Origin of the sequence: Amycolatopsis orientalis, assembly GCF_000943515.2 — a bacterium.
GTDB lineage: Bacteria > Actinomycetota > Actinomycetes > Mycobacteriales > Pseudonocardiaceae > Amycolatopsis > Amycolatopsis orientalis.
The window spans coordinates 5,573,136-5,588,039 of sequence record NZ_CP016174.1 but is presented as its reverse complement, the minus strand read 5'-3'; the positions used below and the strand labels follow the sequence as shown (position 1 = coordinate 5,588,039).

Below are 14,904 nucleotides of genomic sequence, written 5' to 3'. Positions count from 1 at the left end.
TTCGTCTCTCTTCTTGCCGTTCCGGGTCACCGCCGCCGCACGCATTTCGCGTACAGGTCGAGCAGGCGCCCGTCCGGGTCGTAGGCCGTTTTCAGTTTCCGGTAGGCGTCGCCGTTGTACAGCCGCCAGAACTCGTCTTCGGTATAGAAACTGTCGGAGTACAGCGACTTCCGCCCGCCGAGCCGGGTGACTTCGGCCTCGATCAGCCGATTGTGCGTATCGGGCTCCTCGCCGGGGTCCAGCGGGACCGCGGACCAGAACCCGAAGTTGACGTACAGCGTTTCGGGGTCCAGTTCGTACAGTGGGGAGTTCGCGCCGCCCGGCCGCTGCTTCAGCGGGCAGATCCACACGGGGCTGATCGGGATCTCGCGGCGGAAGAAGTCCAGGAACTCCGCGGCCCGCGCCAGCGGCACCTCGATGTCCTGGACGATGGTCTCTTCCGGCGGGAGACCGCGCAGCTTGAGGATTTTCGCGGCGATCCCGAACCGGCGGTCGAGCGCCACCGCCTTCCAGTAGACCGACGACCGCAGCAGCCGCCTGCCCAGCAGCAGCCGGGGGAGCCGGTGCTGCACGCCGAACGCCCGCGAGCACCAGAACCAGTCCGTGTCCCAGCGCCACAGGTAATCCCGCACGCTCAGATGGTCGGTCTCCCGCTCGCGGATCGACTTGTAGTAGATGTCGAGCCAGGTGTAGTCGCTGGTCGCGGGGGCGGAGGTGGTGAACGTGCCCAATGTCAGATACTGCTCGCCGGGCCCGAAGACCGTTCCGTCCACGAAGTCGGCCGCCCCGGTACGGCAGGCCTCGCCGAGCGCCGCGAAGTACTCCTGCGTGTCGTCGTACCGGACGTGGTCGAGCCGCACGTACGGTTTGACCGGCTCCAGTTCGATCTTCAGCCGCAGCGCGTACCCGAGCGTCCCGTACGAGTTCGGAAAGCCGTGGAACAGGTCGCTGTGCTCGTTGTCCGCCCGCGCGACGACGATCCGGCCGTCGCCGGTGAGCAATTCCATCTCCAGCACCGATTCGTGCACGAGGCCGTTGCGGAACGACGACGACTCGATGCCGAGACCGGTGACCGCGCCACCGAGCGTGATCGTCTTGAGCTGCGGGACGACCAGCGGCATCAGCCCGTGCGGCAGGGTCGCGTCCACCAGCTGCTCGTAGGTGACCATGCCCTCGACGTCGGCGGTTCGGGCCAGTGGATCGACGTCGAGGACGTGAGTGAACCCCGAGACGTCCAGCCCCGGGGTGCTGGTCGCCGTCCGTGCCCGGAACAGGTTCGACGTCCGCTTCGCCAGCCGGATCGTGCCGTGGAGGCCGGCCAGCTGGGCCCGGAGCGCGTCCGCGCGTGCCTCGTGTTCGGCGAACCGGACCAGCCGGGCCGTCGCTCGGGGTCCGCTGTCGCCGCTAGCCATCTTTGATCGCCATCAGCTCATCGTGCCCGACGGAACCGCCTCGCGCAGCCCTCAATCTCTACCTCAGCCGTGACAGGGGGACGGCGTCCGCCATCGCCGTGAAGCCCTTGTCCCCGGGGTGGAGGTGATCACCGGAGTCGTATTCGGGCTTCATGCGCTGCGGATCGGCGGGATCGCGGATCACCGCGTCGAAGTCGACGAAGCCGTCGAACAGCCTGCTGGTCCGGATGAACCGGTTGACCGCCTGCCGGGTCTCCTCGAGTTCCGGGGTGTACGAACGCCAGCCCTTCCACGGCGTGATCGTCGCGCCGAGCACCACAAGGCCGCGGTCGTGGGCCCGGGTGGCGATCTGCTTCAGCGCCGAGATGATCTTGGCCGGATCGGCCTGATGCGGCGTCTGCTGGATGTCGTTGATGCCTTCGAACACGATCGCCGTCCGCGCGCCGGACTGGCTCAGCACGTCCCGGTCGAGCCGGGCGAGCGCGTTGACGCCGTAGGTGCCGCCGTCGAGCAGCAGCCGGTTCCCGCTGATCCCGGCGTTGAGCACGCCCATGCGCGCGCTGACCTTGTCGGCGAGCTGATCGGGCCAGCGCAGGTTCGCGCCCCAGGTCGAGTTCGCCCCGTCGGTGATCGAGTCGCCGATCGCCACGACGCTGCCCCGCAGGCCGGGGCCCCGGACATCTACTCCGGACACGTAATGCCAGACCGCGGTCCGTTCGGGGAACGCCGCCGCCGACTCGTCGGCGGCTTTGTCGCCGTCGCGGGTGAAGTACGAGTTCTGCGTGGCCAGCGGGTGGTAGGTGACCGGGCCGGACGGCGTCGGTGTGTACGTGGTCACCAGGAGATCGCCGTCCCTCGGCACGTTCAGCGACGCGCCGTCGCTGACGATGTCGGCTCCCGGCGGCACGGTGACCTCGCCGTCGCCGCCGAAGGTCAGCGTGCGCATCGTGCCGGGGACGGCCTGCGGGGTGTCCGGGCCCGCGGCGACCGCGACGGTCACGCGGCCGAACACCACCGGAGCCCGGCCGAACGCGTTGGACAAGCGCACGCGGACCTCGTGCCCGCCCGCGCTGGTGTGCACGATGTTGCGGATCGAGAAGTTCGGGTAGCCATTGTCGGTCCCGGCCACCCCGGCCGCGGGCGACGCCGCCCAGGTGCCCACCCATCCGCTCGCGGTCGCGTTTTCCGCCTGGTTCGCCGGAGCCGCCGCCGCGGCTCCCGGTACGACCCCCAGCAACAGGATCGCCGCCACCAGTAAACGCTTTCCCGAATGCTCTCTCCGAAAGACACGGTTCGGTCGCATGTCGTCAGGCCTCCACCCAGTCGGCTCCGCTCATCGTCGGTGAATCACCGACCGCGGGTCAATGCGCGGCGCAGGACAGGTTTTCTGTCGGGGGGAGCGATTAGCCTGAACGCCATGAAGCCTGCCGCTCTCGCGAAGCTCTGCCTCGCCCTCCCAGGCGCCCGGGAGGAGTTCCCCTTCGGTGAGGACAACAGCGTGTTCAAGGTCGCGGGCAAGGTGTTCGCGCTCAGCCGGCTCACCGCGAAACCGCTGCGGATCAGCCTCAAATGCGAACCCGACCTGGCCGTCCGGCTCCGCGCCGAGCATCCGGCGATCATCCCCGGCTACCACCTGAACAAGCAGCACTGGAACACCGTCGAGCTGGACGGTTCGCTGACCGACGACTTCGTCCGCGAAATGATCGAGGACTCCTACGACCTCGTCGTCGCGGGTTTGCCGAAGCGGGAACAGGAGAAGCTGAAGTGGGTCGCGCTCAGCCAAGAGTGACGAGCCAGGAGTGAGCGGCCCGCGTTTCATCCGGATTTCATCCGCCCGTGCTCGCGCGGCCTCCTACCGTGGGCGGAGACGGGTGCCGACCGCCGCACGATGACGCGCCTCCCGCCACTTCCTAGGCTGAGGTGGTGCTGGAGATCTTGCGGGACCGGTTGCGGGCACGGGTGCAGGTGAGCCTCGCCCGGGCCGGACTGACCCTGCCCTGGTGGGTGCCGGTGAGCTCCACGCTGGTGAGCGCGGTGTTCGCGGTGGTCGCCCTGGTCCAGCGAGACGCCTTGCTGCCGCCGACCCCGGTGGCGCTGGCCGGGCTGGTCGTGATCGCCAGACCGCTGATCTGGGCCACCACCGATTGGGTCGTGCCGTGGGTGCGGATGGCCGCGCTGATCGTCGCGGCCGCGGTCCTGCTCATCGAGCCGGTGCTCCCGGATTTCGCGCCGTTGCTGCTGCTGATGGCGGCCACCGAGGCGGGCAGCATCCTGCGGACGCCGCTGGCGATCGCCCTCGTGACCGTCACGGGTGAACTGGTCCTGGTCGTGGCGGGGGTCTGGGGAGGGCTGGTCGGCGGGCCCGTGTACATGGTCGCGGTCCTGCTCGGCCTCTGCGGTGGGCTCGTGGTCCGCTGGTACACCCGGGCGCTGGCCGCCGAACGCGACAACCGCGACGCCTCCCGTGACAAGGCACTGCTGGCCGAGCGGCAGCGGATCGCGCGCGAGGTGCACGACGTCGTCGGCCATTCGCTCAGCATCACGCTGCTGCACCTGACCGGGGCGCGGCGCGCGCTGCAGCAGGACCGCGACGTCGACGAGGCGATCGAAGCGCTGACCGAAGCCGAGCAGGTGGGTCGCGCCGCGATGGCCGACATCCGCCGCACGGTCGGCCTGCTCGCCGACACACCGTCGGGCAGCTCCCCGCTGCCGGGGGTGGAGGACATCGCGACGCTGGTGGAACGCACCAGGGCCGCCGGACTGGCGGTGCGCTATACACAGGAAGGCGACCTCGATCGGGTAGGCGCCTCGGAAGGATTGGGTCTCTACCGGATCGTGCAGGAATCATTGGTCAACGTCGTCAAGCACGCCCCCGGCGCGACAGCTGAGGTCCGGCTCACCGCCGGCCGGTCGGGCGCGAAGCTCACGGTCAGCAACTCCCTCCCCGCGACCGTCCGGCGTACCTCCGAGGACGGCTCGGGGCTGGCGGGGATGGCCGTCCGCGCGGCCCAGCTCGGCGCCGACCTCAGTGCCGGGCCCAGCGGCAGGCAGTGGATCGTCCAGGTCACCGTGCCGGGGGTCAAGCCATGACCGCCACCGAGATCCGGGTGCTGCTGGTCGACGATCAGGAGCTGGTCCGGTCCGGGCTGCGGCGCATCCTGCGGCGCCGCGACGGGTTCGTCATCGCGGGGGAATGCGGCGACGGCTCCGAAGTGCCCGCCGCGCTGGCCGCGAGCGAGGTCGACGTCATCGTGATGGACCTGCGGATGAAGAACATCGGCGGGGGGGAGGCGACCAGGCGGCTGCGGCGGTCCGGCGGAGGCCCGCCGGTGCTCGCGCTGACCACCTTCGACGACGACAGCCTGCTGGCCGACGCGCTGCGGGCGGGTGCCGCGGGCTACGTCCTCAAGGACTCACCGGCCGAAGACCTGATCCGCGCCGTGCGCGCGGTCGCCGACGGTGACGCCTGGCTCGACCCCGGCGTCACCGGCCGCGTGCTCGCGGCCTACCGCCAGGCCGCCGGGAGCGGCAGCGGCGGGCTCTCGCCCGAACTGCTGACACCGAGGGAACAGGACGTGCTCCGGGCCATCGGCCGCGGGCTGACCAACGCGGAGATCGCCGCGTCGCTGGTGATTTCGGAGGTGACCGTGAAAAGCCACATCGGCCGGATCTTCACCAAGCTGCAGCTGCGTGATCGGGCGGCGGCGATCGTCTATGCGTTCGATCACGGGATCGTGGTGCCGGGCTAGCCATGGGAAACGATGGGGGGATGATCATGCCGGACTCGCTGCGCTTCGAGGTGCTCGGCCCGTTGCGGGCCTGGCGGGGGGAGACGCGACTGGACCTCGGTCCGGTCCGGCAACAGGCCGTGCTGGCCGCGCTGCTGCTGCGCCCGGACGTGACCGTCAGCCACTATGAACTCACCGACGGGCTCTGGGAACGGCCGCCGGAGTCGAACGTGCTGTCGGTGTACGTCCGGCGGCTGCGGCAATGCCTGGACACCTCCGGGCAGCGGCCGCGGGATTCGGTGATCGTGTCCGACCGCGGTGGCTACCGGTTCGCCGGCGACGGGGTGTGGCTGGACGTCGTCCGGCTGGAGGAGATCGCCGTCGTCGCGGCCGCCGCCGAGGAGGCGGGCGACCTCATCACCGCGGTGGACGCCTTCGCCGACGCGCTCCGGCTGTTCCACGGCGAGCCGCTGACGGGGCTGCCCGGCGCGTTCGTACAGGGCGAGCGGCGCCGCCTGGAGGAACGCAAACTCCTGCTGCTACGCCGGAAATTCGGGGTACAGCTGAAACTCGGCCGGTTCGACGAGGTGATCGGTGAGCTGTCGGCGCTCGTGTCCGCCGATCCGCCGAGCGAGCCACTGGCCGCGCTGCTGATGCGTGCCCTCTACGGCGGCGGGCGTCAGGCGGAGGCGCTGGAGGTTTTCACCGACGTCCGCCACCGGCTGATCGACCAGCTCGGCGTCGAACCGGGCGAGGAACTGCGGAAGGTGCAGGAAGCGGTACTGCGTGGCGACGAAACGCTGCTCGGTGTCGCCCAGCGCCGGGAGACGCCGCGCCGGATCCGCAACGAACTCCCCGCCACCAACGGCGAACTCGTCGGACGGGACCGGGAACTCGCGCTGCTCGTCGAGGAAGGCGATCCGGAGACGGTCTCGGTCGACGCCGTCGACGGCGTCCCCGGCGCGGGCAAGACCACGCTCGCGGTGTGCGCGGCCCACCGGCTCCGCGAGTCCTATCCGGACGGTGCGCTGTTCGTGGACCTGCACGGCTACACCGAAGGCCGCGAGCCGGTGACGCCGGAACGCGCCCTGCGGCGGCTGTTGCGCGCGGTCGGCGTCGAGGACGGAGCCATGCCGGACGATCTCGACGAGCTGGCCGCCTCGTGGCGGGCGGCGACCGCGCAGCTCGAGTTGCTGCTCGTGCTCGACAACGCCGAGTCCGCCGGGCAGGTGCGGCCCCTGCTCCCCGGCGGGCCGGGCAGCCGCGTGCTGGTGACGAGCAGACGGCGACTGTCCGGTTTGGACGCCGACCGCCGGGTCTCCCTCGGCGCGCTGGGACTCGACGCCGCGGAACGGCTGCTGAGCAGGATCGTGGGGACCCCGAGGGCGGAGGGCGAACGGTTCGCCGTGCGCGCGCTCGCCGGGCTGTGCGGGCGGCTGCCGCTCGCACTGCGGATCGCGGGCGCCCGGCTGCAGAACCGTCCGATGTGGACGTTCAAGGATCTGGTGGACCGGATGTCGGACGACGAGCGAAGGCTCGGCGAGTTGACCGCCGAGGACCGCAGTGTCGAGGTCGCGCTGCGCCTTTCCTACGAGCAGCTGCGGCCGGCCGAGCAGCAGGCGTTCAGCGTGATCGGCCTGTCGCCGACGCCCGAGTTCGACCGGCTTTCGGTGGCCGCCCTGCTGGACTGTTCGGCCGCCGAGGCCGAGCGTCACCTGGAAAGCCTTGTCGACGCGAGCCTCGTGCAGGAACCGGCCAGCGGCCGTTACCGGCTGCACGATCTGGTGGCGGTCTACGCCCGGCGCCTCGCCGACGGGCTGCCCGGCGACGTCGTCGATGCCGCGCGGAAGCGGGTCTACGGCCTGTACCTCGGCGCCGCTCGCCGGGCGAGTGAATGGGGGGTCGCGCGGTTCCCGCTGGAATCGGGCGGACCTTTCACCGGGCAGCGTGACGCTTCCGCCTGGCTGGACGCCGTCGGCGACCTGCCCGAAGTGGTCACCCAAGCGGCGGAGGCTGGGCTGGACGGCCTGGCGTGCTCGATCGCCGAAGGGCTGGTCGACTATCTCGCGCGCCAGCAGCGGTACCACGAATCCCGGGCCGCGCTGCAGATCGCGCTGCCCTTGGCCGAACAGGCCGAAGACGAACGCCTGGTCTCGTCGCTGCGGTTCTGCCTCGGCTACGCCTACGGCATGCAGGGCCAGCTGGACCGGGCTCGCGGCTGGTTCGACGACGCGCTGCGGGCGGGCCGGGACTCCGGCGACCGCGGGGCCGAGGCCCGGGCGCTGGGCGGGCTCACCATGGTGGACCTCATCTCCGGGCGGCATGACCTCGCGCTGGCCGGGATGCGGGAGGTGATGACCATGGCCGACGAGGTGGGGGACGGCTGGCTCGCCGAACGGGCGCTGTCCGCGCTCGGCTTTCTCGCCTACCTGCGGGGAGAGCACGAAGAAGCGCTGGTCCACCTGGGCCGGGCCCGCGAGCTGAGCGAGGAGATCGGCAGCCCGGGGATGCTGGCGCGGGTGCTGTGCCACAGCGGCACGGTCCGCCTCGAACTCGGCAGGTTCGCGGAGGCCGCGCTGGATCTCCGGCGGTCCGTCCAAATCGCGGAGGAGACGACGGACGGCCTGCTCATCGCGTCCGGGCTGGCCCGGCTGGGCGCGGCGGAGCTGGAACTCGGGAACCTCGACGAGGCGTTCGAACTCCAGCGGCGGGCGCTGACCGCGATCACCGAGGAGACCGTCGTCGGGATGGAGTCCGAGATCCGCAACCGGCTCGGACGCACCCATCTCGCCGCGGGCGACCCGGTCGCGGCCAGGGAGCATTTCGAATGGGTGCTCACCACCCTCGGCCCCGACGGCGATTCCCTCCAGCGCACCCTCGCGCTGGAAGGCCTGGACCTCACCAGACGGTCGGCACACCTGCGTTGACGATCGTGAAGCGGTGTCCCTCCATGTCCTTGCGCCAACGCGCGAAGCAGGCGTCACCGGCGTCGGTCACGTGTACCCCGGAGCGGACTTCGTGGACGACGCAGGCCAAGTCCGCGCCGTCGCACAGCACCAGTTCCCGCGGTGCCCCGCGTTTCCGGAGGACGGACGAGCACAGGGCACCGCGCCTGCTGATGACCCCGTCGTCGAGACAGCGACGGAGGTCGTCGACGGCATGGGCGGCGGTCTCGAACAGCGTCCACCGGTACCTCGGCGCCGGGCGGCCGGCGGCCCACGGGGTGAGGAACGCGGCCCAGCTCCAGCCCGGTCCGATGACCCCGGCCCGTTCCCCGGGACTCGGCCGGTCGTCCCGGGGCAGCACCATGGTGTACGGGGTCCGGCTCGCCGGGCTCATGCATGTCTCCTCGTGGACCTCCGGTCCGCCGGTGCGGATCCGTGCCCGGAACCGTAAAGCGAAGCCATGAAATCCCGATGAAACGCCGGCGGTCCTACGGTTCCGTCAGATCTGCGGCACCGCGGTGAGACGCCGTCCGTTCAGGGGCTGGGGCGAGCGGGCGTTGCCGTCCCCGAACAGGCCCTGGAACCGCGCGATCGTCGCCGGGGACACGGTCCGTTCGGCCATCAGGAACCATTGCACGCCTTCGGTGAACGGCGCCGTGGTCAGGGAGCCGTTGTACCGGAGCGTGCCGCGGTCGCGGGGCAGGAGCGTGTTCAGGTCGAAGTCCGCCAGCGCCACCGTCTCGCCGCATTCCGGCGCGAGTCGCGCCAGGACACGGTCCACCGGCGACGCGGCGCCCGCGCGCAAAGGCACGCCGATCACCAGCAGCTTCCCGGCGGCGCTGCGGTGCACGAAATGCATTTCCAGCGGATCGGCACGGCCGGCGAAACGGTGTTCGGACGGGGTGTGGAAATGGAACTGTTCGAGTTCGTAGCGGACCCCGGCGAGTGTGACGTGCCCGGTGCCGGGCCTGACCACGGCCTCTTCGGTTTCCTCGTGATTCCTCGTCCCGCACCCGTTGGAATCCGCCGCGTCCTTCCGGATGTATTCGAGGTCCAGATCGGAATGGCCGTAGGAGACCTCCAACCTCGGCAGGGTGGGATCGAACCGGATCGCGCCGGGGGAGATGTCGACAGGACTCTGCGACGGCTGCCGCGACTGGGCGGTGGTGCCGCCCGCGGTGAGCAGGAATCCGGCGAGGGCGAGGGGAAGGACGAATGCGGTAAGGCGACTGCGCGTCACACTCTGAACCTTTCAAGGACCCGGATGAACTGTGATCATCCGGACAAGTCGGCCTCACCCAATGGGGTTACGGCGCGAGAAGAACACATCTTTTTCCTCTGCGGGTAAATGCGCAAGTCCCCTGAGTAGGGCAATTTCCGGCACATTTCTCTCGTTCCGTACGAAACGGAGTGTGATTCGTGCCGGGCTTCCGCGAAAGGCTTACGGTGCGCATCCGGGACAACACCCGTAGTATCCGGCCGTGGTGATCTTCTCTGTCCTCGTCAGCCTGGTTGCGCTCTTTACCGCCGTGGACCCCGTCCCGCGAATCGGAGCCTGCGAAGGGGCGGAAGGGGTCACGGTCGCCGTCGATCTTCGGGGAGTGGGCCGGTCCGAGGTTCTCGTGCGCTGCGTGCCCGGCGCGCCCGGCGACGCGCGGACCGCCCTTGAGCGCTCCGGACTCGACGTGCGCCTCGGGAGCGGAACGGGGCCATACGGGGATTCCCGCTACGTCTGCCGGGTCGAAGGCCTGCCCGCCGGTGACGCCTGTACCGGCCATCGGGACGGCGCGCCGTTCTGGAAGGTGTGGCGGACCGGCGTGGATCCCGTCGCCTGGCGGGAATCCGCGACTCAGGGCGGACCAGGGTCGGTGCCCGTCTGCGCGGGTGGCCTCGTCGGCTTCGGCCACGGCCCCAAGGCCTCGCAGATGACCGTGACTCCCGAACAGGTCGTGACCACGCCCGGCTGGCTGCCGCCGCGCTGTTGACGGCGGCGTCGGGCTTCCATCATTATGAACATGTGTTCATGAACGTGTGTTCATAACTAAGGAGGCCCCGATGACCGGCATCGTCAACACCGCGCAGGCGGAGGCGTGGAACGGCTACGAGGGACGGCATTGGGCGGCGCACGCCGAGCGCTACGACGCCGTGAACGAGGGGTTCAACGAGATTCTGTTCGACGCCGCCGGGATCGGTGAACGGGATCGGGTGCTGGACATCGGCTGCGGAAACGGGAAGGTCACCCGGCTCGCCGCCGTCCGCGCCGCGCTCGGGGGCGCGACGGGCGTCGACCTGTCCGGGCCGATGCTCGCCACGGCGCGGGCCCGCGCGGCGGAGGAGGGCGTCGCGAACGTGGTGTTCGAACAGGGTGACGTCCAGGTCTTCCCGTTCGGGGAAGCCGTTTTCGACGTCGCGCTCAGCCGGTTCGCGGTGATGTTCTTCGCCGATCCCGTCGCCGCCTTCGCCAACGTGCGCCAAGCGCTGCGGCCTGGAGGGCGGCTCGCGTTCCTCTGCATGACCGAACTCGCCGGAACCGATCTGGGTGTCGTTTTCGGTGCCCTGGCACCGTTTCTGCCGATGCCCACCGGTGAGGACGGTACCGGGCCGACGTCGTTCGCCGATCCCGCGCGGATCCGGTCGGTGCTCACGGAGGCCGGATTCCGGGACGTCCGGTGCACCCGCGTCGAGGCGGACCAGGTCTGGGGGAGCGACGTGTCCGACGCCGCGGGTTTCATCGCCGATTGGGGACCGGTCAAGTACCACCTCGACCAGGCGGGCGCCGACGCCGCGGACGGCGCACGGGAGGCACTTTCCGCCGCGCTACGGCCGTTCGCGGGACCAGGCGGGGTCCGGTTGCGAGGGTCGGCGTGGTCGGTCACGGCGTCCGTGGCACGCTGAGCCCGATGTCACCGAGGAAAGCGGCCGCCCTGCGCGACAGTGAAGACAGCCTGCGCGAACATCTGGTCGCCACGGCCGCCCGGCTGATTTCCCTGCGGGGTACCGCGGAACTCACGGTACGGGCGATCGCCCGTGAGGCGGGCGTCGCCGACGGCGTGCTGTACAACCACTTCGCCGACAAGGAGGAGTTGCTGGCCAACGCCCTGGTGGCGCATGTCCGAAGTGTCGAACGCGGACTCGGCGAGCTGCCCGAGCCCGGTTCGGGTACCGTCGAGCACGGTCTCCGCGCGCAACTGGTCTACGGTTTGGCTCTGCACAAGGAGATCCTGCCCGCGTTCGCCGGGCTGCTCGCCCGGCCCGCCGTACTCGAGCGGTTCGGCGCGCTGACCGCGGACGGCGGGAACTGGCGCGACCGTCTCGCCGGATATCTGCGCGCGGAAAAGGAACTCGGCCGGATTTCCGGCGATCTCGAAGCCGTCACGGCGATGCTGGTCGGCGTCTGCCACGAAACCGTGCTCTCCGGCCTGTTCCCGCACGGTCCGGGGGTGGTCACCACGCCAGGGATCGACGCCGTGGTCGCGACGGTGCTGGAGGGTATCGCGGCGCGCTGACCTGGGGTCATACCGGCCACGGCGGCTTCCGGTTGATCGCCGTGAGTTCTGGGTAACCCGATCGTGCGGCTTCAGCAAAGAGGCCGTGCGACGGGAAGGGTGTCTCCATGATCAGCATCGCGGAGCATCCGGTTCCGGGAACCTGGGTGCTGGATCTGCGGGCCACGACGCCGCGGGCGTTGCCGGACATGCGCGCCTGGGTGGCCAGATGCCTTCCCGACCTCGGCGAAGGCCACCTCGACGACGTCCTGCTCGCGGCCACGGAACTCCTCGCCAACGCCTACGTGCACGGGGGTGGCGCGCGCCACATCCAGCTGTGGCGCGGCGTGTCGCCGTGCGCGATCCGCATCGAGGTCGCGGATGTCAGCGTCGAACAGCCTCGGGCGCGCCGTTCGCAGTTCGAGGATCCGCGCGGACGCGGCCTGCTCGTGGTCGACGGCGTGGCGGTCCAATGGGGCGTCCGGCGTGAGTCGGTGCGCGGCGGGAAGCTCGTCTGGGCGCATATCCGCTGCGACGGCGGCTGTCCGGAGGCGCTCCCGCGCGTGCGGGGGAAGCACTCCCGGGACTGACCGTTTCCTAAGGGGCGTGGCCTTGTCTTTCCGCGCGGCCTTTGATCGCCGCGCGGGCGGCGTCCACCGACTTCCGGACGACGACTTCCGTGGAATAGCCCTGCTTCGTGAAGACACCGTCGAGGTGGAACGTGCCGTAACCGTGCGCCTGGGTGAACAGCTGCTCCATCAGTTCGAGCCCGTCCTGCGGCCGGTCGGTGACGGTGAGGCAGAGCATGAGGAACTGGTCGGTCAGGCGGCGGGTCTGCTCGTGCAAAGCCGCGTGCTCCGGTCCTTGAAGGCCGTCGGCGTAGATGATGTTCATCCCGGCGCGGCGCTCGATCAGGTACCCGGTGTAGGCGCCCGCGGCCGCGGCGAGGGCGGCGACGGGGTCGGATTCGGCCTCGATGGCGTCGTGCACCCGGTCGGCCAGCTGGCACGCCACTGTGGCGGCGATGGCGGCCATCAGGCTCTCCTTGTCCGCGAAGTGCCGGTACGGCGCGCCCGGGCTCACCTTCGCGCGGCGGGCGACCTCGGCGACGGAGAAGCCGGCGAGTCCCTGCTCGGCGATCAGGTCGAGCGAGACCCGCACGAGTTCCGCGCGAAGGTCGCCGTGGTGGTACTTGCCGCCCATGTCGTGGATCACACCCCAGGTCGTGGAATATGTAAGAGCCCTCTTACGTCGTTGTAAGTGACCTCTTACATGGTCTCACTGTTTCTCGGAGGGTTTCATGAGCACGACCACGCACGCCATCGCCGCGCCGTCCCCGGGCGCCCCGCTGTCGCCGACCACGATCGAACGTCGCGACCTGCGCCCGGACGACGTGCTGATCGACATCGCGTACGCGGGTATCTGCCACAGCGACATCCACCAGGTCAAGGAGGACTGGGGGACCGCGATCTTCCCGATGGTGCCGGGGCACGAGATCGCCGGCGTCGTCGCCGCGGTCGGGTCCGCGGTGACGAAGTACCAGGTCGGGGACCGCGTCGGGGTCGGCTGCATGGTCGACTCCTGCGGCGAATGCGAGTATTGCGTCGCGGGCACCGAGCAGTTCTGTGTCAAGGGCAACGTCCAGACCTACAACGCCGTCGGCTTCGACGGCGAGAACACCTACGGCGGTTACAGCCGCCAGGTCGTGGTGAAGGACGCGTTCGTCTGCCGGATCCCGGAGGGAATCGGCCTCGACGTCGCCGCGCCGCTGCTGTGCGCGGGCATCACCACCTACTCCCCGCTGAACCGGTGGGGCGCCGGCCCCGGCAAGAAGGTCGCCGTGGTCGGCCTCGGCGGGCTCGGCCACCTCGCGGTCAAGATCGCGGTCGCCATGGGCGCCGAGGTCACCGTGCTCAGCCAGAGCCTGAAGAAGCAGGAAGACGGCCTGAAGCTGGGCGCGAAGGACTACTTCGCGACCGGCGACCCGTCGACGTTCCAGGCCCTGCGTGGCCGCTTCGACCTGATCCTCAACACCGTTTCGGCGACCTTGCCGGTCGACTCCTACCTCGGCATGCTGCGGGTCGGCGGCGCGATGGTGAACGTCGGCGCGCCCGGCGAACCGCTGTCCTACAACGCCTTCTCGCTGCTCGGCGGGAACAAGGTGCTGGCCGGGTCGATGATCGGCGGTATCGCCGAGACCCAGGAGATGCTCGACTTCTGCGCCGAGCACGGGATCGGCGCGGAGATCGAGACGATCTCGGCCGACCAGGTGAACGTGGCCTACGAGCGGGTCGAGAACAGCGACGTCCGCTACCGGTTCGTCATCGACACGGCGACCATCGGCGCGTGACCCCCTGACGGCGGCCGGTCTTCCCTAGGGAGGCCGGCCGCCGTTTCACATCAGCAGCAGCGGCAAGGTGTTGACCGCGGTATGCGCGGCCACCTGTGCCCACAGGTTGCGGTAGCGGGACCAGAGGTAGCCGGCGAACAGGCCGAAGAATCCTTGGAAGGCCACGATCGTGCCCAGGGTCAGCGGAAGTCCGGCCCAGGGTGAGGCGCCCTGGCCGTGGGTCGGCAGATGCAGCCAGGCGAACAGCAGCGACGCCAGCAGGATTCCGGGCCATCGGCCGAAAAGCGCCTCCAGCCGGGTCTGCAGCATGCCGCGGTAGAAGACCTCTTCGAGCACGTTCGCGGTGAAGAAGGTCAGTGTCGCGCCGACCGCGAGGTACACCGGGTCGGGATAGTCCTCGCTGGTGGGAAGCGGCGGGGCGAGCGGGCCCGATACGGACAGCCAGCCGAACACGAGTACCGCCGGAATCGGCGCCAGCCAACGCCAGGTCTCCCGCGGCCACCAGCCCGGCCGCAGCCGGAAAGGATCGGCTCCGCCCGCGGGCCGCAGGGCACGCAGGAGAAGCAGTGGCAGGACCAGGAACACGATCGGCTTGGCCAGTGCCCAGACATCGCGGACCGCCGCCTGCTGCCCCGCGGCCGCCACCAGGAACAACGCGAGCGGCCACAGGAAGGCGACGAGCGCCAAGACGGTCGCCTGCCTGCCCAGTACCCGCCGATCGGGCACTTCGGGAAGCGTTCCGGGTACACGGAGCGGGATCAGGCGGATCAGCAGGAGCCCCGCCAGCGCGGGAAGCAGGGCACCCGCGAGGGAAAGTTCCGTGTCCGAGTCCGCGGAGGGTTTGCCCGAGGCATGTCCGGTCGCCAGCAGCAGGGCGGGGGCGAGGGCGAACGCCGTCAGCCCGCCGATGAGGACCCTTCGGTCGGCACCCGGCCGGGTGCGGGTCTTTTCCGTCACGGGAAAAGGATCTTCGAAGCGGGCGCC

General features: G+C 70.1%; 15 protein-coding genes. 9 read left to right on the top strand and 6 right to left on the bottom strand.

Going from position 1 to position 14,904, the window contains the following annotated elements:
* Positions 1–26: 26 nt before the first annotated feature.
* On the bottom strand, positions 27–1,412 hold the full coding sequence (locus SD37_RS24400) for an FAD-binding oxidoreductase (RefSeq protein WP_044851750.1): 1,386 nt from the start codon (positions 1,410–1,412) through the stop codon (positions 27–29).
* A gap of 58 nt (positions 1,413–1,470) precedes the next feature.
* Positions 1,471–2,715, bottom strand: a complete 1,245-nt coding sequence (locus SD37_RS24395) for an SGNH/GDSL hydrolase family protein (protein WP_044851751.1) — start codon at positions 2,713–2,715, stop codon at positions 1,471–1,473.
* A gap of 114 nt (positions 2,716–2,829) precedes the next feature.
* Between SD37_RS24395 and SD37_RS24390 the strand changes: the two genes are divergently transcribed.
* The 4 genes from SD37_RS24390 (at position 2,830) to SD37_RS24375 (ending at position 8,067) form a co-directional block, all read left to right on the top strand.
* Entirely contained in the window at positions 2,830–3,201 is a 372-nt protein-coding gene (locus SD37_RS24390; protein ID WP_044851752.1) for an MmcQ/YjbR family DNA-binding protein, read from the top strand.
* Between the two features lie 134 nt (positions 3,202–3,335).
* Positions 3,336–4,502: a sensor histidine kinase gene (locus SD37_RS24385; protein WP_044851797.1), complete on the top strand. Its 1,167-nt coding sequence runs from the start codon at positions 3,336–3,338 to the stop codon at positions 4,500–4,502.
* On the top strand, positions 4,499–5,161 hold the full coding sequence (locus tag SD37_RS24380) for a response regulator (protein ID WP_065912956.1): 663 nt from the start codon (positions 4,499–4,501) through the stop codon (positions 5,159–5,161). The genes SD37_RS24385 and SD37_RS24380 overlap by 4 nt, the downstream gene beginning before the upstream one ends.
* Before the next feature lie 2 nt (positions 5,162–5,163).
* Positions 5,164–8,067 carry an AfsR/SARP family transcriptional regulator gene (locus SD37_RS24375; RefSeq protein WP_044851754.1) on the top strand — a complete coding sequence of 968 codons (2,904 nt, stop codon included), beginning with the start codon at positions 5,164–5,166 and terminating at the stop codon, positions 8,065–8,067.
* Here the strand turns inward: SD37_RS24375 and SD37_RS24370 are convergent.
* Together SD37_RS24370 and SD37_RS24365 are read right to left on the bottom strand one after the other, a co-directional pair.
* Positions 8,039–8,479: a hypothetical protein gene (locus SD37_RS24370; RefSeq protein ID WP_044851755.1), complete on the bottom strand. Its 441-nt coding sequence runs from the start codon at positions 8,477–8,479 to the stop codon at positions 8,039–8,041. The two genes, SD37_RS24375 and SD37_RS24370, sit on opposite strands and share 29 nt — an antisense overlap.
* Before the next feature lie 105 nt (positions 8,480–8,584).
* Positions 8,585–9,325 (bottom strand): carbonic anhydrase family protein, encoded by a 741-nt coding sequence (locus SD37_RS24365; protein ID WP_052674970.1) that lies wholly within the window; start codon positions 9,323–9,325, stop codon positions 8,585–8,587.
* A 361-nt stretch (positions 9,326–9,686) separates the two neighbouring features.
* Between SD37_RS24365 and SD37_RS43230 the strand changes: the two genes are divergently transcribed.
* The 4 genes from SD37_RS43230 to SD37_RS24345 all read left to right on the top strand — a co-directional run bounded on the left by SD37_RS43230 (position 9,687) and on the right by SD37_RS24345 (position 12,160).
* Complete coding sequence (locus SD37_RS43230) at positions 9,687–10,070, top strand: hypothetical protein (protein WP_065912955.1); 384 nt, start codon at positions 9,687–9,689, stop codon at positions 10,068–10,070.
* 70 nt (positions 10,071–10,140) lie between these two features.
* Positions 10,141–10,980 (top strand): class I SAM-dependent methyltransferase, encoded by an 840-nt coding sequence (locus tag SD37_RS24355; RefSeq protein WP_044851756.1) that lies wholly within the window; start codon positions 10,141–10,143, stop codon positions 10,978–10,980.
* Between the two features lie 5 nt (positions 10,981–10,985).
* The gene (locus SD37_RS24350) at positions 10,986–11,591 is read left to right on the top strand and encodes a TetR/AcrR family transcriptional regulator (protein WP_083255307.1); all 606 of its coding nucleotides are present in this window, start codon (positions 10,986–10,988) and stop codon (positions 11,589–11,591) included.
* 107 nt (positions 11,592–11,698) lie between these two features.
* Entirely contained in the window at positions 11,699–12,160 is a 462-nt protein-coding gene (locus SD37_RS24345) for an ATP-binding protein (protein ID WP_044851757.1), read from the top strand.
* 7 nt (positions 12,161–12,167) lie between these two features.
* Here the strand turns inward: SD37_RS24345 and SD37_RS24340 are convergent, their stop codons facing one another.
* On the bottom strand, positions 12,168–12,785 hold the full coding sequence (locus SD37_RS24340; RefSeq protein ID WP_044851758.1) for a TetR/AcrR family transcriptional regulator: 618 nt from the start codon (positions 12,783–12,785) through the stop codon (positions 12,168–12,170).
* 85 nt (positions 12,786–12,870) lie between these two features.
* Here SD37_RS24340 and SD37_RS24335 point away from each other — a divergent pair, with 85 nt between their 5' ends.
* Positions 12,871–13,920 (top strand): NAD(P)-dependent alcohol dehydrogenase, encoded by a 1,050-nt coding sequence (locus SD37_RS24335; RefSeq protein WP_044851759.1) that lies wholly within the window; start codon positions 12,871–12,873, stop codon positions 13,918–13,920.
* A gap of 45 nt (positions 13,921–13,965) precedes the next feature.
* On the opposite strand, the gene SD37_RS24330 is transcribed toward SD37_RS24335, so the two are convergent.
* Positions 13,966–14,877, bottom strand: a complete 912-nt coding sequence (locus tag SD37_RS24330; protein WP_044851760.1) for a CPBP family intramembrane glutamic endopeptidase — start codon at positions 14,875–14,877, stop codon at positions 13,966–13,968.
* Between the last annotated feature and the right edge of the window lie 27 nt (positions 14,878–14,904).

Excerpts from the sequence above, each read along its gene's own strand:
- SD37_RS24390 (WP_044851752.1), top strand. The coding sequence starts at position 2,830 with ATGAAGCCTGCCGCTCTCGCGAAGCTCTGCCTCGCCCTCCCAGGCGCC.
- SD37_RS24355 (WP_044851756.1), top strand. The coding sequence starts at position 10,141 with ATGACCGGCATCGTCAACACCGCGCAGGCGGAGGCGTGGAACGGCTAC.
- SD37_RS24395 (WP_044851751.1), bottom strand. The coding sequence starts at position 2,715 with ATGCGACCGAACCGTGTCTTTCGGAGAGAGCATTCGGGAAAGCGTTTA.
- SD37_RS24345 (WP_044851757.1), top strand. The coding sequence starts at position 11,699 with ATGATCAGCATCGCGGAGCATCCGGTTCCGGGAACCTGGGTGCTGGAT.
- SD37_RS24380 (WP_065912956.1), top strand. The coding sequence starts at position 4,499 with ATGACCGCCACCGAGATCCGGGTGCTGCTGGTCGACGATCAGGAGCTG.
- SD37_RS24335 (WP_044851759.1), top strand. The coding sequence starts at position 12,871 with ATGAGCACGACCACGCACGCCATCGCCGCGCCGTCCCCGGGCGCCCCG.
- SD37_RS24370 (WP_044851755.1), bottom strand. The coding sequence starts at position 8,479 with ATGAGCCCGGCGAGCCGGACCCCGTACACCATGGTGCTGCCCCGGGAC.
- SD37_RS24400 (WP_044851750.1), bottom strand. The coding sequence starts at position 1,412 with ATGGCTAGCGGCGACAGCGGACCCCGAGCGACGGCCCGGCTGGTCCGG.
- SD37_RS24375 (WP_044851754.1), top strand. The coding sequence starts at position 5,164 with ATGGGAAACGATGGGGGGATGATCATGCCGGACTCGCTGCGCTTCGAG.
- SD37_RS24350 (WP_083255307.1), top strand. The coding sequence starts at position 10,986 with ATGTCACCGAGGAAAGCGGCCGCCCTGCGCGACAGTGAAGACAGCCTG.